Source organism: Cronobacter dublinensis subsp. dublinensis LMG 23823, assembly GCF_001277235.1.
Lineage (GTDB): Bacteria > Pseudomonadota > Gammaproteobacteria > Enterobacterales > Enterobacteriaceae > Cronobacter > Cronobacter dublinensis.
Map to the genome: position 1 here is coordinate 2,493,907 of NZ_CP012266.1, position 19,276 is coordinate 2,513,182.

Genomic DNA, 19,276 nt, shown 5'->3' on the forward strand with positions numbered 1-19,276 from the left:
GGGATCTTTATATCCTAAACACAACTAGTTATTTCAATAATGTGTTCCACTTAACTGATATTTTTGGTTTTAATCTAATTTCCATTCGCATTACTGCGTTTGAAGAGTCTATTTTTGAATATAAATACTCCCCTTGAATTTCACTTCTGATTTCCAAGCTATTTACTCCTTCGCTAAGATGCTGGGACATAACATTACCATTAAATTGAACAATAGTTTGTATCCATCCCTCAAGCGCAGCATAAGAAAAAATTAATTTTATTCCGTTACTGTCAGTATATGAATAACCATACCTGTGATCTAGTTCATCAGATAAAGAAGGGCGTATTTTCAAAAAATGAAAGCAACTCAATATAATCTGGCACTTTTCCAATAGAAGTTATTTTTTACCATCCTTCGATTAAGTCTAGATTTCCTTCGCAATCAGGTACTCCATCGCTTCACCGACGGCCGCGTCAGAGGTACCGCTTACTCCGGTTAATTGGTAATGATGCCATAGCAAGGCGTACCGCTATCAAAGCGGTTTTTATCCGCCGTGGCGGTGCTGCCAGTCCTCCGCGATTGCGTCAGATATGGCTATCGCCTGTGGCGTCAAAGCTACCTTTACTACGGGCGCAGCCCAGCTCTTTAAGTCTGAGCCACAGCCATTTCTATAGCCGTCTTCCTTAATATTTTCCCCAGCCCGGTGCATAGGCATGCCGCTCCGAAACCAGGCTATGCAGGGCTACTTCATCATCCCCCCCAGAACATCCGTGAGCTGTACGGCTGCGCCGAGGGGTTGAGCATGGTCTCCGTCAACGGGCCGAAGATGAAAAAATGACTTAAGGTCTTCCCCGGCGCGCTTAAGAGAGGCGGTCTGCCGATGATCAAACGTGAGCGCGAAAATTTTAAGTAAGGGTAATGGCCAAAAAGGAGATCCGGGTATGGCGACCGGGATCTTTAACCTTATTTCTTATTTTCTGGATTAATATATAAGTACCTGTTATTTATATCCAAATTTAACTCATTTGCAATATTGACAACTTGATTGTATTCATCTTTTGTTATAACTACATCATAATCAGCAATATGATCACATAGTGTTTCAAACGCTAAGATACTTTCTGAGTGATCTATATACTCCAAATCAAAATCAATGATCGAAGCATCTATTCGATCTTTTAAACCTTCACCTAATATTTTAATTCTGTTATTAATACTCATCCTGTAAATCCTTTATCTCACTGGCTTAAGTGTAGGGGTACTAATCCGGAATCTGGGAATGCTGTAATAACCTTACCATTAGCTGGTTCATATACCACCCGGACACGCACATTATCCCGAGTATCCCATGCAACCCATCTGGACGGTCTACCGGCTTTAGTATAAAGCCCCCCGGTACCCGTTTGTGCATACCACGTGGTATCACGAGATGTCGCTATGTCACTGACACAATTAACGATTTTATTTGCTGACCGAATCGATGGAAAAATAGTTTTCCCCGGTTCCCCTATACACATAGGGCTATCAGATGTTACGCTCTCACCATATAAAATATGTGGGCGCACCTCTGGCGAATGGGTATCAACATACTTCACATTTTTAGGGATAATACTATTCGCAGGCGATCTAATTTATCACCTGTATTTCCTGTTGCAATTTGCACTACTCCATTTGCACCGTAGCTCAGCCTGGTACTGATAATTAGCGGACCAGGGATGTCTCTTAAAACGCAGTAATTTACGCCCGTTGATGTTTATAAAAACCCATAACCTGCAACCACACGCGAACCTAACATTTATCGCTGCGATTAAGCCTGCTACAAATATTTTTTCAATAATGGATCAAAATCCTTTTACTTTTAATAGTTTCATTAAAACAACGCCAAAACCAGCCACAAATCCTCCGAAAACACCAATTTTAGTGTGGGTGATTATTTCTACCATATTAAAATTAACTCTCCGCCAACCATCCACAATAAAAATGCAAATAAAAAATACCCAAATAAAGACAAGAAAGTCATACCTGGCATTAAAAATGCTATAAACAAAACAGCCCAAGTTAACTTATTATTTTTCCCATACTTCACTTTAACCTTATTTACAACTGCTTCTGCGCCTTTTCCCGTAGTTTCAGAGGACACTGAACTACCTACATCCCCAAAGAAACCTGGGATATTACTTGGGGGCATCTCTTTTGAAATACCGAAATCACCTTTAAATTCGGTGTATGCTCTCAAAGCAGCGTTATATTTTGGATCCCAACCGCCTTTCCACCAGTTAGTACCTGTATTAGTAGCCCACGATAAACCCTTACCCAATCCATACCCAAATGCCGCACCTGTACCATTTGAAATAGCGCCAGATAAAGGATCTTTATCGTCTAACCAGTTACCTAAAGCTCCACCTGCTGCATTCCAATCAATCGTACCGAGCAGGCTATTGCCCATACTGAATACATTGACCCACCCAGCAATCGCTGCATTTGCCGGATCGATCGTTCCGTCTGCCATATAGCCAATCCCAGCATTTGCGGTGTCACCTAAACCCCACATTACCTGAGCGTTTCCTGGAAGGAATGCAACACTTCCGGTAGCAAGAGCGAGACCAACTGCATCACGCTCATTTTTAGCTTTCTGGCAACTTGCTGAACTTGGGGCATCAGCACAGCTCGCCATATCAATACCATGCTGCCAGATGAACTTCCCCCTACCCGATCTCACTGCCATCCATAAGGTTATTCTCAACTGACGGCTGCGCCAGAGGCACCGCTAATGCTCCGGTTAATTGGTAATCATGCGATAGCAAGGCGTACCGCTATCAAGGCGGTTTTTATCCACCGTGGCGGTGCTACCAGTCCTCCACGATTGCGTCAGATATGGCTACCGCCTGTGGCGTCAAAGCCACCTTTACTCAAGGTGATGCCCGGCTCCATCGTATTAACTACCCGTAATACCCGCAAACTACGGTGCTGTGCGGAGAAATGAAACGTCACGTACTTTTTAATTTGTATCAAGGCGGATGAGCTCCTTTTCTTCATCCAGGGTCAGCCCCTCTGTCAGCCCCTTCTGATCTAACTCATCCTTCCGTTTTCTTGAGCTCTCACCCCAAAAGTTATTCTCAACACTAACTCAGCAATTTTTTTGTACATTACCAGTATGAAAAAATTCGCTAATAACCTGAGTGACGAGTGAAAAATCAGTTATTATCTGATTATTAGACCAATAGTCACCCAAGATACAGACCATTTCGGCAGTACTTTTTTTATTGTAATAAGCTCGCACTTCATAATCGTCATTCGCTATTTCGCCTAGCATTACTAAATAATTACCTGCTTCAGCTCTTATTTGTAACATTTGAGGGCCTGTATCATTATCATGAATATCTAATGTTATCGTTCCATCTCTATTTCTTAAAGCTAATAATTTAACTTCAACATCCTTCCATAAAGGATTATCACAGTTCCCCCCGCTTCCATTTACTGTCCAGCTTAATGAAAATAACATTATTTTTTCTCCTTGAGTGATTTCATCCCAGGATCCCAATATAATGTTTTCCTGGTTCTTTCCTCATAAACAGTAAGAGATTTTAAACCTGCTTTGTCAGCCATAGCTGCAATGTCCCCCCGGCAGTATCCACATACAGGCTCTTTTGTGCAGAGCGCCGCAACCGTCTGTTTCTCTGTCTCATCCAGCTGCCAAGGGTCTTTTTTGTACACTTCCTGCGCAATCAGGTACCCCATCGCTTCACCCACGACCGCGCCAGAGGCACCGGCCAGGGCGTCCTGCCCCTGCACTTTCGCCAGCACGGCGTTGACCACCGCGTGGGCCATTATCCTCGCCGCCGTATTTTCCTCGGTGATGTTTTTACCAATCTCATTAGCGATATACGGCGCGGCCGCACCCGCTAACGCGGCATTCAGGTTTCCGCCTGCCAGCCCGCTGACCGCCGCAGTCGCGGCGGTGATTGCACGCTGCACATCGCTGCCGGTGCCGGTTTTTTCGGTCACTTTTTTGTAGACGGCCGTATCGCGCAGCGCCGCCAGTTTTGCCAGGCGCTCTTTCTCCGGCAGCCCCTGAAGTGACGTGCCCGTCTGGGCTATCGCCGCTTTCAGGCCATCGAGATCGCTCTGCGTGCGCACAATATCGGCCACCTGATTACCGATATCGCTGACCATCTGCACGGTCTGCAGGCGAGTCTGCTCTTTCTCTTTGTTAAAGATCGGGCTGATGGCGTCGTTGGCCTGCGTTACATCCCTTTGCAGTCCGTCAATATCCTGCCGCTGGTTCGCCTTATCACGAACGGTAATGGTGCCTTCCGATACCGCCGCCTGGGTGGTGCCCTGCGCATGGCCGGAACTGCCCACGGCCGACATGAGCGTACTGGCCGCATTGAGCGCCCCCTGCGCCCCAAAGCTACCGGATGAGCTGAAGCCGCCGCCGGAGTGCGACACCTTATAATCTGCTTTGTTGGTAAGATTACTGTAGCCCAGCGTACCGGTATCAAGGCGGTTTTTATCCGCCGTGGCGGTGCTGCCAACACCCACGTAAGGATAACGGCTGATAATATGATCCCGGCCACAAAGTATCTGGCCGGGTAAAATTTATAAATCTATACAGCGACTCAATGCCAGTCTCAGCCCCGCGCCTATTTCAGCAGGTGAATTTTCGAGAGATAAAATGACTTCATCACTCTCATCACGTCCAGTGTCTCCCCAGGCTTCCAGCTTTTCATGGCGGAATGGGGATATATTCATAACACCATTAACACAATGGATACTGCAGTATTTCATGTCTTTAAAGAGGGCTTTTTTGCTCTTATAGCCATATTTTTCACTTAGCATTGCAATCCATTCAGAATAACGCTGCTTTCCTTTTTCAAGGTCAAAAAATTCAACCCGCTCGTCAATCGAGGTTAATGTCCGGCTGTCAGAGAGTGCTTGTAAAATTGCCTTACCAATACTCTCATCATCACTCTCTGGTGATAGTAAATGAGAAGGAAAAAGAGGATCGCCAGCAACCATCCCTAGTCCCGAGAATGTTTCTATGCTGATAAATTCTTTAGTACTATAGACACCAACCCAGTAGTCCTGATCCTTATTGAAAGTCATTATTTCACCTGCGTCACTGTTACCTTAACACCCCGATTCTTACCATATTCGACCGCCCGGTTAATTTCTACCCATTGGGCTTTTGTCGTCCTGGCAGGAACCGCCATTGAGCGCCCGGATCAGTACATCTTTAATGAGCCGGAATTAGAGTAGTATTTATCAACATGCTCATCACTTAATTGATTCACCTTATCACGGGGAATGAGATATTTTTTCATTCAGGGTCAATGTTAAGGGCTGCAGATGTCCTCAGCCCTTTCCTGTGATCAATGACGCAGTGTCTCGGTGCCATAGCGGCATGACAAAACTGGATGACTTATCACCTATCCACGATGCACCATAATTTACCGTAGTGCCACTCATTGGATTCATCGCAGCTTTTTTCACCGCAGCGAGTATCTATATATTACAATAAACGCTCTGTACAAAACTCAATAGAACAATATTATCTAAATTTCTTTAAAATCATGCCACCAATAGTTACGGCAATCCCGAACACGATACCAACCACAATGCCTGAGCCTAAGTCATCCCAAAAATCGGTTATTTTATATGGCTTCCATTCATTAAACCTTACAAGCACATATCCTCGAATCATAAAAGCGCAGAATAGGTTTAAAAAAATGAACATTACTATTGACGCTATTATAGCTATTAACAGTAAAAGCACCCCGTTATTTCTTTTCATTTATTTTCCCAGCAGTAATGTCTTCCATTCTCTTGCCAAATCTCTCAGAAAGATATGAACCTGTTGCTGCACCAGTTGTTGATGGCAAAGCACTAGTCGTAGGTGGATTAATTATAAAAGGTAACTTACCGTTTGGCATATCTTTAAAACCATTCCGCCATGGATTAATGTATTTATTTCCAACCTTTTCAAAACCCGCCGCAGTATAATAACCCACGAGTGAGCCGCTAGCAGCTCCCACTATTGGCGGCAATGGATTTTTTCCGTCGATAACGCTACTTATGCCTGCACCTGCGGAGCTTACCATAACCGTACCCGGCATTTTCATTCCTGTACTAAGTCCAGCAGATACTGTTGCTATAAACAAACTACTAATACTAAATTTTTCTTTTGGATTATTGATAATATTTTGCACCTGCGACATAGTGTTAGCAGTGCCACCAATGCCTGCCCCTACCAATCTTTTTGCCAATTGAGCGTCCCCTGCGCCCCAAAGCAACCGGATGAGCTGAAGCCTCCGCCGGTGTGCGACACCTTATAATCTGCTTTGTTGGAAATAATACTGTAGCTTAGCGTGCCGGAATCAAGGTGGTTTTTATCCGCAGCGGAGGTGCTGCCAGTCCCCCGCGATTGCGTCAGGTATGGCTACCCCTGTGGCTCAAGTAGCATGATCCCGACCATTTAAGCCAAGATTTATAGCATCACTTTAAAAATGATAGAATCTTATTATCTAAATAATCTTTCCAATTAGAATATAAACGCTGAATATTTTCCTCTGCGGTGTGTTTACTTGGGTCATAACTTCCCGTAGCGGGCATATATCTTATAAATGATTCGATTTCTTCGGGATAATCAAAGAAATCATATAGTTTCTCTACTTCCCCTAACGGGTCGTTAATTTCATCTTTAGAAATAAACAACATCCATAGCTTAAAATACAACCATTTATCTTTACTATAGCTATCCGAAATAACCGCTATTTTTCCTAGCAGTTCATCCAATTCATGAAGGTTATGCTTATCTATCAATGAAATATCAATAACAACTTCATTGTCATCACCATGAGAAATTTTATCACTTGCATAGCAAACTACATCTTTCCATCCTATTAAATGATGTTTGTATCCCCAGCATATATCTTCCCAGCTAAAATCTAACTTATTATTAATTAACGAAAAGGTCATCATATTTACCATCAAATTTATTTTTTTGCTCGCTGATTGGGTAATCCATTGACAGTGCCACCTGAAATGAATCGTTGATGCGTAACACTGCCTGATGGATCTACAATATATTCAAATATGCCATTCTTTCCATCAAATGAACCATTGGTTTGGAGTAAAGTTCTTTTAACACCATCCCCTCCAACCAAAGTAAATACTCTCCCAGGTTCTAATTGCTCTTTGGACAAGAAACTGGCTCCCCTGTGAGATGGATCTGGTTTCAAGCCATTGCCAGTCCGGTTATAAGTCAGAACCTGTTCTGCAACTTGCGACACTTTTTATTTTTGCTGCACCAATACACTATTGGGTAGTTTCTGACTTAAGTCCTTAGTGTTTTTACTGTTCTGCCCTATACGATCCAGTGCAGCCTTTTCACTTGTAACAATATCATCAGTAACCGACGCACCAGACTTATTCGCCGTAACACCGGGAACTGCTTTCCCACTTCCTGATGAGGCGGTGCGACCAACGATTAAACCATTTTCATGCATTACAATGGCTGTGGCTAAAATCCCTGTTAGCTCTTTGATATTTTCGCCTTGTGATGAATGTTTAGCCACCCTGTTCTCTAATGCTGGCTCGAGCTTAGATATTGAATCTCGTACCATTCCCTGGCATTGAGCATGACATTCTGGCGAATCTTCCAACGCTTTCAGACCAGCCAGCGCGGTTTTCAAATCCCTGGTTGATATTCCCCATCCTTCTGCTTGCGCTTGAAGCTTTTTGTCAAGTTCATCAATATCTTCTTGTAACTTTCTTTTGTCCTCGGGAGTTTTAGCTTTCGCCTGTTCCTCAATAAAACCAGTAATTTTTTCAGCGTGTAAAAAGTTATTCTCAACCGTCGTCTGCCCGGCCTTCGCGGCGGTCGCTACCGCTTCCGTGCTGTTGCCGGCCAGTGCGCCTGCCAGGCCGGAGGCCAGCGTGGAGAGCGCCGCAACCGTCTGTTTCTCGGTCTCATTCAGCTGCCAAGGGTCTTTTTTGTATGCTTCCTTCGCAATCAGGTGCCCCATCGCTTCGCCGACGGCCGCGCCAGAGGCACCGGCCAGCGCGTTCTGTCCCTGTACCTTCGCCAGCACGGCGTTGACCACCGCGTGGGCCATTATCCCCGCCGCCGTGTTTTCCTCGGTGATGTTTTTACCGATCTCATTAGCGATATACGGCGCGGCCGCACCCGCTAACGCGGCATTCAGGTTACCGCCTGCCAGCCCGCTGACTGCGGCGGTCGCGGCGGTGATCGCTCGCTGCACATCGCTGCCGGTGCCGGTGTTCTCGGTCACTTTTTTGTAGACGGCCGTATCGCGCAGCGCCGCCAGTTTTGCCAGGCGCTCTTTCTCCGGCAGCCCCTGAAGTGACGTGCCCGTCTGGGCTATCGCCGCCTTCAGGCCATCGAGATCGCTCTGCGTGCGCACAATATCGGCCACCTGATTACCGATATCGCTGACCATCTGCACGGTCTGCAGGCGAGTCTGCTCTTTCTCTTTGTTAAAGATCGGGCTGATGGCGTCGTTGGCCTGCGTCACATCCCTTTGCAGTCCGTCAACATCCTGCCGCTGGTTCGCCTTATCACGAACGGTAATGGTGCCTTCCGACACCGCCGCCTGGGTGGTGCCCTGCGCATGGCCGGAACTGCCCACGGCCGACATGAGCGTACTGGCCGCATTGAGCGCCCCCTGCGCCCCAAAGCTACCGGATGAGCTGAAGCCGCCGCCGGAGTGCGACACCTTATAATCTGCTTTGTTGGAAATATTAATGTAGCCCGGCGTACCGGTATCCAGGCTGTTTTTATCCACCGTGGCGGTGCTGCCAGCACCCACGTAAGGGTAACGGCTGATAAGACGATCCCCGCCAATGAACCGGGATCTTTATTATTTCAAAATATAATCAAATCTTTCATGCCATTTAAATGTAATATCTTGCTGCCTGGTCCTCTCAAAAATTTGGATAATCCTGTCAAAGTATTCACCAAGATTTTTCCTTGATAGTTCAGAATGTAATCAAATTATTTTTACTGGTCTTTCAATATCAGTGCTAAGACGATCCCATAAAGCATCAAGATTTCGACCACAATAAGGACCAAAATCCAGCAACTCAGACATAACACTATGAAAATCTGACTCATTCTGTATCCTTTTTCCATCCAGAATTATTTCATTCATATTCACTTCCACCTACCAATTGAAGTTGCAGTCTCATAGTGATCTGTTGTGATATAAAGTAAACCATCGTTTGAATACAATAACCTTGTTCCTGGCTGATTGCTTCTTGACATAGTGTTATTTATTCCGATATCCGCTTCTCTCCATACTCTTCCTGCTGAAGAAGGTAATATATTCGTTGAGTTTTGAAAAATATCTCCCCCTATCTGGCCACCAGGATTTGTATTATTCAATGGCTTCCAGCCATTAGTCATAGCTTGTGTTTTATCAAGATAATACTGAGGCAACTGCCCTGTATTACGTAGACTTTCTACAACTTCATTTGCCGCTTCGGTTGTTTTCAAATCCATATTCAAACCAGCATAACTGGCCGCATTATGCGCAGGAGTAGTGCCCACATAATCCTCCCACGGCATCCCTTGCTTCATATTACCCTCCCCCCATTTTAATCCAATGGCAGAAGCAGAGACCGTGGCCATTTCCTTTTCAGGAACTATAGTACTGTTCTGCCAGGGTGGAGAATAGCTACCTGATGGCGTTACACCATCTTTATAACCCCAATGTGTACCAGCCACGGCGCCTGCTGCGTTCAGGAAACCTTCCAGGAAGCGTCCTGCGGAATCCGCATTCGGGCCATCATTCAGGAAGGAGGCCGTTGCCTGCCCCATCTGGCTGCCGCCTGTAATGGCATCTTTTACGTTGACCAGAAGCCCCGGCGCGCCTGGTAAAAAGTTTAATACTGGCTCGCCAACTCGGGCCCAGTATGCGTGCTCATTTACCACACCCAGATCGCTTATTGCGTCCTTATACAACCGTTCCTGCGGCGAAATATCTCTTGTGTAGGTTAAGGCATCCCAGAAACCCAGGCCGGCCTTATTGATGTCCGTAATTTTGTTCTTCAGTTCACTGCTTGCTGCGTACGGAAAACTATAATCTCTGAAGGTAGCCCCTTCAGCAAACAGGCTGCCCACCATTTTGTTTACGGTGTCGGTGTCATAATATTTTAAATTTTCGTAATAAAAGGCAGTTAACGCCCGGTTCAGGATGTATTTTTCATCCGGGGTTAATGAACCGGGGTCATGACGGTATTTATCAAGATATTCATCACTCAGTTGATTATTTGTATCAAGGGAGACGAGCTCCTTTTCTTCATCCAGGGTCAGCCCCTCTGTCAGCCCCTTCTGAACTAACTCATCCTTCCGTTTCCTTGAGCTCTCACCCAAGAAGTTATTCTCAACCGTCGTCTGCCCGGCCTTCGCGGCGGTCGCTACCGCTTCTGTGCTGTTGCCAGCCAGTGCGCCTGCCAGGCCGGAGGCAAGCGTGGAGAGCGCCGCGACCGTCTGTTTCTCGGTCTCATTCAGCTGCGAAGGGTCTTTTTTGAATACTTCCTTCGCAATCAGGTACCCCATCGCTTCGCCGACGGCCGCGCCAGAGGCACCCCTTATGCTCCGGTTAATTGGTCATGATGCGATAGCAAGGCATACCGCTATCAAGGCGGTTTTATCCGCCGTGGCGGTGCTGCCAGTCCTCCGCGATTGCGTCAGGTATGGCTACCGCCTGTGGCCTCAAAGCCACCCTTACTCAAGGTGATGTCCGGCTGCATCGTATTAACTACCCCGAGTACCCGCAAACCGCGATGCTGTGCGGAGAAATGAAACGTCACGTACTTTTGTAAGAACAAAATAACGCTGGCTGGCTCTCTGTCACCCGGCGTTATTGCCAGCACCCACGTAAGGATAACGGCTGATAATATGATCCCGGCCACAAAGTATCTGGCCGGGTAAAATTTATAAATCTATACAGCGACTCAATGCCAGTCTCAGGCCCGCGCCTATTTCAGCAGGTGAATTTTCCAGGGATAAAATGACTTCATCACTCTCATCACGTCCAGTGTCTCCCCAGGCTTCCAGCTTTTCATGGCGGAATGGGGATATATTCATAACACCATTAACACAATGGATAGTACAGCGTTTCATGTCTTTGAAGAGGGCTTTTTTGGTCTTATAGCCATATTTCTCCCTTAACATTGCAATCCATTCAGAATAACGTTGCTTACCTTTTTCAAGGTCAAAAACCTCAACTCGCTATTCACTTGAGGTTAATGTCCGGCTGTCAGAGAGTGCCTGAAAAATTGCCTTGCCAATACTCTCATCATCACTCTCTGGTGATAAGAGATGGGGAGGGAAAAGAGGATCACTGGCAACCATACCCAGCCCCGAATATGTTTCTATGTTAATAAACTCTGCAGTACAGAAAATACCAACCCAGTAGTCCTGATCTTTATTGAAAGTCATTATTTCACCTGCGTCACTGTTACTTTAACACCCCGTTTCTGACCATATTCGACTGCCCGGTTAATTTCCACTCATTGGACTTTTGTCGTACTGGCAGGAACCGCCATTGAGCGCCCGGCTCAGTACTTTTTTATATAAGGTTAATGAACCGGGGTTATTTATAAATTACTCATCACTCAGTTGATTTATTCTAAACTCTTATACCTTATGATTTCTAATGGCAGTGTTTCCAGTTTCGCTATGCTCGAAATACTTAACATTTTTTTCAAACTCTAAAAAACCAGATTTAATATTATTAAAACCAAAATCCTCTATCCTTCTGTTTTTTAAACAAATGAAGGAATCCTGGGCTTTATTAAATTTATCGACATCATCTGGTTTTATAAAATTATTAAAGCCAATCGATTCAATAACCATATCTGACTCATTAAAACTTAGCTCAACCCCCCCGTCAAAAACAAGCACCATATTAACGGTCGCATTTTCGAAATCAGAGCAATCGCCAGCAAGCCATATATTTTTATCACCAATGCGAAACTCATTCCCTGTAGAGTGGTAATAGTCACCAGTTTTAGTTGACAACTGGATATAAACACACTTTATCCCTGACACTATTAATTCTGCTCGTTGCAGCATTAGCCTAAAAACATCTAACTCATCAACATCTATACCATTCAGTGCCTTAGTCACAATGCTGTTATTGTTATTGTTTACTATTGCACCGTACCATGATTGCTCATCCATATTTACCACAAAATTATTTAATAATATAGATGCCTTTTCTTTTTTATCAATAATATCCAGAATTGAAAAATACGAGCTCAAACCAATAAAATTATCCAGGCAAATCATTTGATTATAACAATCTGATATATCCAGTTTATAATGGATCATTTAAAACCCTTTATTTTTTAATTTATACTCAGTTACTTCTTTATTTTTATTAGTTTCCTATCAGCCTGCCAAAAAATCACGGTGTATTTTCTTGCCAAAGGCAGGCTACTCTGGCGGATAACGCTTTGTTGGAAATAATACTGCCGCTTAGAGTACCGCTATCGAGCTGGCTTTTATCCGCCGTGGCGGTGCTGCCAGTCCTCCGCGATTGCGTCAGGTATGGCTACCGCCTGTGGCGTCAAAGCCACTTTTATTCAAGGTGATGGAATAACGCTGTGGCAGCAGCTTTTTCGAGCGCCGAATAATGCTGGCTGGCTCTCTGTCATCAGGCGTTGCTGCCAGCACCCACGTAAGGACAACGGCTGATAATACGATCCCGGCCGCAAAGCATCTGGCCGGGTAAAATTTATAAATCTATACAGCAACTCAATGCCAGTCGCAGCCCCGCGCCTATTTCAGCTGGAGAATTTACGAGAGATAAAATGACCTTATCATTTCCTCCCCGACCAGTCCCCCCCCAGGCTTCCAGCTTTTCATGGCGATATGGTAAAATCTTAATAACACCATTAACGCAATGGATAGTACAGTGTTTCATGTCTTTAAAGAGGGCTTTTTTGCTCTTATAGCCATATTTCTCCCTTAGCATTGCAATCCATTCAGAATAACGCTGCTTTCCTTTTTCAAGGTCAAAAAATTCAACCCACTAGTCAATCTAGGTTAATGTCCGGCTGTCAGAGAGCGCCTGTAAAATTGCTTTTCCAATAGTCTCATCATCACTCTCTGGTGATAAGAGATGGGGAGGGAAAAGAGGATCACTGGCAACCATACCCAGCCCTGAATATGTTTCTATGCTGATAAACTCTGCAGTACAGAAAATACAAACCCAGTAATCCTGATCCTTATTGAAAGTCATTATTTCACCTGCGTCACTGTTACCTTAACACCCCGTTTCTGACCATATTCGACCGCCCGGTTAATTTCCACCCATTGGGCTTTTGTCGTACTGGCAGGAACCGCCATTGAGCGCCCGGCTCAGTACATCTTTAATGAGCCGGAATTAGAGTAGTATTTATCAACATGCTCATCACTTAATTGATTCACCTTATCACGGGGAATGAGATATTTTTTCATTCAGGGTCGATGTGAAGGGCTGCAGATGTCCTCAGCCCTTTCCTGTGATCAATGACGCAGTGTCTCGGTGCCATAGCGGCATGACAAAACTGGATGAATTATCACCTGCCTACGATACACCATAATTTAGCATAGCGCCACTCGTTGCATTCATCGCAGCTTTTTTCACCGCAGCGAGTATCTACATATTACAATAAACGCTCTGTACAAAACTCAATTGAACAATATTATCTAAATTTCTTTAAAATCACTTCACCAACATTCAGGGCTATCCCAACCGCAATTCCTACTACCATTCCTGAAAATGAATCATCCCAAAAATCTGTAATACCGTATGGCAGCCACTTATCATACTTTATGAACAAAAACGCGCGCGCTATAAAAGTAGAGAGTATGTTGCCAATAATAAACATTAAAATTGACATAAGCATTATTATTAAAAATAAAATCATCCTTTTATTTTTTCTCATTTAATATCTCCGCAGCCCCATCTTCCATTCTTTTGCTAACTCGCTCAGAAAGATATGAACCTAATGCCGCCCCACTATTAGAAGGCAAAGCACTAGTCGTAGGTGGATTAATTATAAAAGGTAACTTACCGTTTGGCATATCTTTAAAACCATTCCGTCATGGATTAATGTATTTATTACCAACCTTTTCAAAACCCGCCGCAGTATAATAACCCACGAGTGAGCCGCTAGCAGCTCCCACTATTGGCGGCAATGGATTTTTTCCGTCGATAACGCTACTTATGCCTGCATCTGCGGAGCTTACCATAACCGTACCCGGCATTTTCATTCCTGTACTAAGTCCAGCAGATACTGTTGCTATAAACAAACTACTAATACTAAATTTTTCATTTGGATTATTGATAATATTTTGCACCTGCGACATAGTGTTAGCAGTGCCACCAATGCCTGCCCCTACCAATCTTTTTGCCAGTTGCTGGCTTCCTACCCATTCACTTATTGTCGGCGCTATTGCTCTGCTTAATAATGGAATTGAAAGTGAAACGGATGCGACCAGGGCTTTAGGTATATTGTTATGCGCTTGTAATTGACCATAATTATCAATAATAGGGCTAAGCTGGTTGATACTATACTGAGCCATTTTTCTACAATCGACATCACACTGGGAAGATTGCAATAGCCTGATCAAATCATCTTGCTGTTTTACTAAGTAATCCTTTGTTATTTGGGTGCTTAATGCTTTCTCCTGTTGCGAAGCGTCAATCTGACTTGCTAAATCAATAAGCTTTTTACGCTGTTCGTCCGTAATTGCATCTCTATATTTCTCCAACCAAGACATTGTTTGTTTGGCAGTAAGATAGTTATTCTCAACCTCCACCCTGGCGGCGTTTGCACCACTGCCGATACCGGTGCTGTTCCCTGCGGCCATGCTACCGCCCGCCGCGCGCAGTGCTGCAACGAGGTTAACAATGACCGTTTTTTCATCCGGAGAGAGTTCTTCTGGCTTTTTATTATAAAACGCCAGAGACAGCGCAGCAGAACCTGACGCGGCAACAAATCCTCCGGCTGCACCTGCGGCGGCATTTCTTCCCTGGGCTTTTACCAATACGGCAGAAGTGAGCGTATGCAGAGCGATACGTGCAGGCTCACTGCCGTTGACGACGCTTTTCTTTTACTCAGACCTGTCACACAGGGCGCAGCACCAGCAGCCATCCTCCCGGACTCCCGTTAAGGGTAGAGTTGGGCCGAGGGCTTAAGCCTGCTTCCCGTCAGTAAGAAGAAAATGAAACAGTGCATCAGGGCGTTTCCGGGCGCGCTGAACGACACCAGCGATCTGCCGGTGTACAAGCGTGGGGACGGGCATTGTGGGTAAGCCTGACGGCTGGCAGGAAAATCCCCGCGTGAGCTAATACAATTTATAACCTCCGTTAAAAATGGGGGATCCCCCACAGCATCATTTACAGTCTAAAAAAGTAATAAAAGATCCCAGATTCAAAAATCTGGGATCTTTTTTGTTACTTCATAAGAATTATTAGTTTTTTATTCAACTGATTGTAATGAAACAGCCATTTCTAAAGCGATTTGATTATATTTTTGACCAAAGTTAAGCATTGCCTCTGGTTTAAGCTCATCAAGAGCATAGACAATACTTGCCCTATGTCCCCTTTTAAAAAAACTTAAGTCTTCATCTTGATTAGTATAAATACCAACGGATTGGATGGTTCCATCATCAAGTAATAAATCGATAGTATTATTAAAATCAGAAGGGTCTTGCCCTGCTACATAAGCTTTTTTTATTACCCCAGACAGTGATAGCAACGGCATTTTACCTTGATTGATACTATCCCACCATTCTTGTGATCCAAAAAGACCATAGGTTCCATTCAATCCAACATAAGGCCTTGATTTATCCAATGTTAAAGCTTGAGTCAAGGAAACATATTCAGGATCAGCTTTTAACTCTTCAGAAAGAAGGTATACCAGTTTCATGGGTGTTTTTGTGTTTTCTAAGTTGAGTAGCATAATTTTTTCCTTTTATTGTACCTTTTCAAAATGGACAATATTTTTATTAAAAATTTCCATTCCTTTACCTTGCCCAAGCTGAGTTGTCATCTGCCCACCTTCAACCTTAAATCGGGTATTTGTTTCCATCCACTTTCCTGTCTGAGTCGACATGTTAGGTAATTCTTTTGCTGCCGCAGAATTTGCTGCAATGCCTACCTTTTCAAGCTCTGAGAATGTGCCAGGCTTAACAACTATTTTTACAGTCACTCCATCATATTTTGATGAATATCCTAATACTGGAGAAACTGAGGTTTCGGTTGTGGCTGGCATTACCCCTGTATTTAAAAATTTCTCATATTGTTTTTGCGACATAGTGCGATAAACAATTTCATTTCCATGAGCATCATATTGTTGTACTGGATTTAGTGGATTTTTAGACTGAGTTACAGGTACACCTATTATTTGTTTTCCTGGCTGAGTCGCTCCCTTATAACCCCAATGTGTACCAGCCCGGCGCCTGCTGCGTTCAGGAAACCTTCCAGGAAGCGTCCTGCGGAATCCGCATTCGGGCCATCATTGAGGAAGGAGGCCGTTGCCTGCCCCATCTGGCTGCCGCCTGTAATGGCATCTTTTACGTTGACCACAAGCCCTGGCGCGCCTGGTAAAAAGTTTAATACTGGCTCGCCAACTCGGGCCCAGTATGCGTGCTCATTTACCACACCCAGATCGCTTATTGCTTCCTTATACAACCGTTCCTGTGGCGAAATATCTCTTGTGTAGGTTAAGGCATCCCAGAAACCCAGGCCGGCCTTATTGATGTCCGTAATTTTGTTCTTCAGTTCACTGCTTGCTGCGTACGGGAAATCATAATCTCTGAAGGTAGCCCCTTCAGCAAACAGGCTGCCCACCATTTTGTTTACGGTGTCGGTGTCATAATATTTTAAATTTTCGTAATAAAAGGCAGTTAACGCCCGGTTCAGGATGTATTTTTCATCCGGGGTTAATGAACCGGGGTCATGACGGTATTTATCAAGATACTCATCACTCAGTTGATTATTTGTATCAAGGCGGATGAGCTCCTTTTCTTCATCCAGGGTCAGCCCCTCTGTCAGCCCCTTCTGAACTAACTCATCCTTCCGTTTCCTTGAGCTCTCACCCAAGAAGTTATTCTCAACCGTCGTCTGCCCGGCCTTCGCGGCGGTCGCTACCGCTTCCGTGCTGTTGCCGGCCAGTGCGCCTGCCAGGCCGGAGGCCAGCGTGGAGAGCGCCGCGACCGTCTGTTTCTCGGTCTCATTCAGCTGCGAAGGGTCTTTTTTGTATGCTTCCTTCGCAATCAGGTACCCCATCGCTTCGCCGACGGCCGCGCCAGAGGCACCGCTTATGCTCCGGTTAATTGGTCATGATGCGATAGCAAGGCATACCGCTATCAAGGCGGTTTTATCTGCCGTGGCGGTGCTGCCAGTCCTCCGCGATTGCGTCAGGTATGGCTACCGCCTGTGGCCTCAAAGCCACCCTTACTCAAGGTGATGTCCGGCTGCATCGTATTAACTACCCGTAGTACCCGCAAACTACGGTGCTGTATGGAGAGTCACGTACTTTTTAAGAACAAAATAACCCTGTGGCAGCAGCCTTTTCGAGCGCCGAATAACGCTGGCTGGCTCTCTGTCACCCGGCGTTGCTGCCGGCACCCCCGTAAGGATAACGGCTGATAATATGATCCCGGCCACAAAGTATCTGGCCGGGTAAAATTTATAAATCTATACAGCGACTCAATGCCAGTCTCAGGCCCGCGCCTATTTCAGCAGGTGAATTTTCCAGGGATAAAATGATTTCATCACTCTCATCACGTCCAGTGTCTCCCCAGGCTTCCAGCTTTTCGTGGCGGAATGGGGATATATTCATAACACCATTAACACAATGGATACCGCAGTGTTTCATGTCTTTAAAGAGGGCTTTTTGCTCTTATAGCCATATTTCTCCCTTAGCATTGCAATCCATTCAGAATAACGCTGTTTTCCTTTTTCAAAGTCAAAAAGTTCAACCCGCTCGTCAAGCGAGGTTAATTTCCGGCTATCAGAGAGTGCCTGAAAAATTGTTTTGCCAATAGTCTCATCATCACTCTCTGGTGATAAGAGATGAGGGGGCAAAAGAGGATCCATAGCAACCATACCCAGCCCCGAATATGTTTCTATGCTGATAAATTCTTTAGTACTATAAACACCAGCCCAGTAGTCCTGAACCTTATTGAAAGTCATTATTTCACCTGCGTCACTGTTACCTTAACACCCCGTTTCTGACCATATTCGACCGCCCGGTTAATTTCCACCCATTGGGCTTTTGTCGTACTGGCAGGAACCGCCATTGAGCGCCCGACTCAGTACATTTTTTACACAAGTTAATGAACCGGGGTTATTTATAAATTACTCATCACTCAGTTGATTTATTCTAAACTCTTATACCTTATGATTTCTAATGGCAGTGTTTCCAGTTTCGCTATGCTCGAAATACTTAACATTTTTTTCAAACTCTAAAAAACCGGATTTAATATTATTAAAACCAAAATCCTCTATCCTTCTGTTTTTTAAACAAATGAAGGAATCCTGGGCTTTATTAAATTTATCAACATTATCCGGTGTTATGAAATTATTAAATTCAATCGATTCAATAACCACATCTGACTCATGGAAATTTAAATTAATTTCCCCACCAAAAACCAGCATTATCTTCACTGTCGAGCTTTCGAAATCAGAGCAGTCGCCAGCAAGCCATATATATTTATCCCCAATAAAAAACTCATTGCCTGTAGAGTGATAATAATCGCCAGTTTTAGTTGACAACTGGATATATACACACTTTATACCTGACACTATTAATTCTGCTCGTTGCAGCAATAGCCTAAAAACATCTAACTCATCAACATCTATGCCATTCAGAGCCCTGGTTACAATGCTGTTATTGTTATTTTTTACTATTGCACCGTACCATGATTGCTCATCCATATTTACCACAATATTATTTAATAATATAGATGCCTTTTCTTTTTTATCAATAATATCCACAATTGAAAAATACGAGTTCAAACCAATGAAATTATCCAGACAAATCATTTGATTATAACAATCTGATATATCCAGCTTATAGTTTATCATTTAAAACCCTTTATTTTTTAATTTATACTCAGTTACTTCTTTATTTTAATTAGTTTCCTATCAGTCTGCCAAAAAATCACGGTGTATTTTCTTGCCAAAGGCAGGCTACTCTGGCGGCTAACGCTTTGTTGGAAATAATACTGTCGCTTAGCGTACCGCTATCAAACTGGCTTTTATCC

Annotated in this window: 23 protein-coding genes and 3 pseudogenes; all 26 read right to left on the minus strand. The window is 44.3% G+C overall.

Annotated elements, in window-relative coordinates; translation table 11 throughout:
- Positions 1-945: 945 nt before the first annotated feature.
- Positions 946-1,203: a MafI family immunity protein gene (locus AFK67_RS11330; RefSeq protein WP_032967571.1), complete on the minus strand. Its 258-nt coding sequence runs from the start codon at positions 1,201-1,203 to the stop codon at positions 946-948.
- Between the two features lie 17 nt (positions 1,204-1,220).
- The gene (locus tag AFK67_RS23625) at positions 1,221-1,499 is read right to left on the minus strand and encodes an EndoU domain-containing protein (protein WP_071602722.1); all 279 of its coding nucleotides are present in this window, start codon (positions 1,497-1,499) and stop codon (positions 1,221-1,223) included.
- Between the two features lie 419 nt (positions 1,500-1,918).
- Positions 1,919-2,656 (minus strand): Tat pathway signal sequence, encoded by a 738-nt coding sequence (locus tag AFK67_RS11335; RefSeq protein WP_456318601.1) that lies wholly within the window; start codon positions 2,654-2,656, stop codon positions 1,919-1,921.
- A gap of 453 nt (positions 2,657-3,109) precedes the next feature.
- The gene (locus tag AFK67_RS21870; RefSeq protein ID WP_071602721.1) at positions 3,110-3,484 is read right to left on the minus strand and encodes a DUF6911 family protein; all 375 of its coding nucleotides are present in this window, start codon (positions 3,482-3,484) and stop codon (positions 3,110-3,112) included.
- Entirely contained in the window at positions 3,484-4,431 is a 948-nt protein-coding gene (locus AFK67_RS11340; RefSeq protein WP_200907773.1) for a cytidine deaminase-like fold-containing protein, read from the minus strand. Before AFK67_RS11340 ends, AFK67_RS21870 begins: the two co-directional genes overlap by 1 nt.
- Positions 4,432-4,581: 150 nt before the next feature.
- Entirely contained in the window at positions 4,582-5,088 is a 507-nt protein-coding gene (locus AFK67_RS11345; RefSeq protein ID WP_032967545.1) for a contact-dependent growth inhibition system immunity protein, read from the minus strand.
- A complete protein-coding gene (locus AFK67_RS23630) occupies positions 5,088-5,195 on the minus strand; it encodes an endonuclease toxin domain-containing protein (protein WP_346275331.1) in 108 nt (35 codons plus the stop codon). Before AFK67_RS23630 ends, AFK67_RS11345 begins: the two co-directional genes overlap by 1 nt.
- A gap of 338 nt (positions 5,196-5,533) precedes the next feature.
- Complete coding sequence (locus tag AFK67_RS11350; protein WP_038883431.1) at positions 5,534-5,776, minus strand: hypothetical protein; 243 nt, start codon at positions 5,774-5,776, stop codon at positions 5,534-5,536.
- Positions 5,763-6,248 carry a hypothetical protein gene (locus AFK67_RS22840; RefSeq protein ID WP_134792942.1) on the minus strand — a complete coding sequence of 162 codons (486 nt, stop codon included), beginning with the start codon at positions 6,246-6,248 and terminating at the stop codon, positions 5,763-5,765. Before AFK67_RS22840 ends, AFK67_RS11350 begins: the two co-directional genes overlap by 14 nt.
- A 229-nt stretch (positions 6,249-6,477) precedes the next feature.
- Entirely contained in the window at positions 6,478-6,963 is a 486-nt protein-coding gene (locus tag AFK67_RS11355; protein ID WP_235508993.1) for a DUF2247 family protein, read from the minus strand.
- A gap of 14 nt (positions 6,964-6,977) precedes the next feature.
- Complete coding sequence (locus AFK67_RS22845) at positions 6,978-7,187, minus strand: hypothetical protein (RefSeq protein WP_134792943.1); 210 nt, start codon at positions 7,185-7,187, stop codon at positions 6,978-6,980.
- 90 nt (positions 7,188-7,277) lie between these two features.
- Positions 7,278-8,789 carry a VENN motif pre-toxin domain-containing protein gene (locus tag AFK67_RS23400; RefSeq protein ID WP_053532890.1) on the minus strand — a complete coding sequence of 504 codons (1,512 nt, stop codon included), beginning with the start codon at positions 8,787-8,789 and terminating at the stop codon, positions 7,278-7,280.
- A gap of 204 nt (positions 8,790-8,993) precedes the next feature.
- Positions 8,994-9,155: a barstar family protein gene (locus tag AFK67_RS23405; RefSeq protein WP_235047914.1), complete on the minus strand. Its 162-nt coding sequence runs from the start codon at positions 9,153-9,155 to the stop codon at positions 8,994-8,996.
- 2 nt (positions 9,156-9,157) lie between these two features.
- Positions 9,158-10,564 carry a VENN motif pre-toxin domain-containing protein gene (locus tag AFK67_RS23275; RefSeq protein ID WP_235047913.1) on the minus strand — a complete coding sequence of 469 codons (1,407 nt, stop codon included), beginning with the start codon at positions 10,562-10,564 and terminating at the stop codon, positions 9,158-9,160.
- 378 nt (positions 10,565-10,942) lie between these two features.
- Positions 10,943-11,449 (minus strand): annotated as a pseudogene (locus AFK67_RS21890) (contact-dependent growth inhibition system immunity protein).
- A 198-nt stretch (positions 11,450-11,647) separates the two neighbouring features.
- Positions 11,648-12,343 carry a hypothetical protein gene (locus AFK67_RS23410; protein ID WP_235047912.1) on the minus strand — a complete coding sequence of 232 codons (696 nt, stop codon included), beginning with the start codon at positions 12,341-12,343 and terminating at the stop codon, positions 11,648-11,650.
- Between the two features lie 406 nt (positions 12,344-12,749).
- Positions 12,750-13,256 (minus strand): annotated as a pseudogene (locus AFK67_RS21895) (contact-dependent growth inhibition system immunity protein).
- Entirely contained in the window at positions 13,256-13,363 is a 108-nt protein-coding gene (locus AFK67_RS23635; RefSeq protein WP_336277538.1) for an endonuclease toxin domain-containing protein, read from the minus strand. Before AFK67_RS23635 ends, AFK67_RS21895 begins: the two are co-directional and overlap by 1 nt.
- Positions 13,364-13,701: 338 nt before the next feature.
- Positions 13,702-13,944, minus strand: a complete 243-nt coding sequence (locus tag AFK67_RS11375; RefSeq protein ID WP_038883420.1) for a hypothetical protein — start codon at positions 13,942-13,944, stop codon at positions 13,702-13,704.
- 157 nt (positions 13,945-14,101) lie between these two features.
- Entirely contained in the window at positions 14,102-15,049 is a 948-nt protein-coding gene (locus AFK67_RS11380) for a VENN motif pre-toxin domain-containing protein (protein ID WP_071602720.1), read from the minus strand.
- 434 nt (positions 15,050-15,483) lie between these two features.
- Positions 15,484-15,966 carry an immunity protein RhsI2 family protein gene (locus tag AFK67_RS11385; protein WP_032967544.1) on the minus strand — a complete coding sequence of 161 codons (483 nt, stop codon included), beginning with the start codon at positions 15,964-15,966 and terminating at the stop codon, positions 15,484-15,486.
- Between the two features lie 12 nt (positions 15,967-15,978).
- The gene (locus AFK67_RS22560; protein WP_081591122.1) at positions 15,979-16,320 is read right to left on the minus strand and encodes a hypothetical protein; all 342 of its coding nucleotides are present in this window, start codon (positions 16,318-16,320) and stop codon (positions 15,979-15,981) included.
- Positions 16,321-16,406: 86 nt separating this feature from the next.
- Complete coding sequence (locus AFK67_RS23415; RefSeq protein ID WP_050569277.1) at positions 16,407-17,294, minus strand: VENN motif pre-toxin domain-containing protein; 888 nt, start codon at positions 17,292-17,294, stop codon at positions 16,407-16,409.
- A gap of 403 nt (positions 17,295-17,697) precedes the next feature.
- Positions 17,698-18,203, minus strand: a pseudogene (locus AFK67_RS23640) (contact-dependent growth inhibition system immunity protein).
- Complete coding sequence (locus AFK67_RS23645; RefSeq protein ID WP_336277538.1) at positions 18,203-18,310, minus strand: endonuclease toxin domain-containing protein; 108 nt, start codon at positions 18,308-18,310, stop codon at positions 18,203-18,205. The pseudogene AFK67_RS23640 and the gene AFK67_RS23645 overlap by 1 nt, the downstream one beginning before the upstream one ends.
- Before the next feature lie 91 nt (positions 18,311-18,401).
- A complete protein-coding gene (locus AFK67_RS23420) occupies positions 18,402-19,097 on the minus strand; it encodes a hypothetical protein (RefSeq protein ID WP_235047911.1) in 696 nt (231 codons plus the stop codon).
- Between the last annotated feature and the right edge of the window lie 179 nt (positions 19,098-19,276).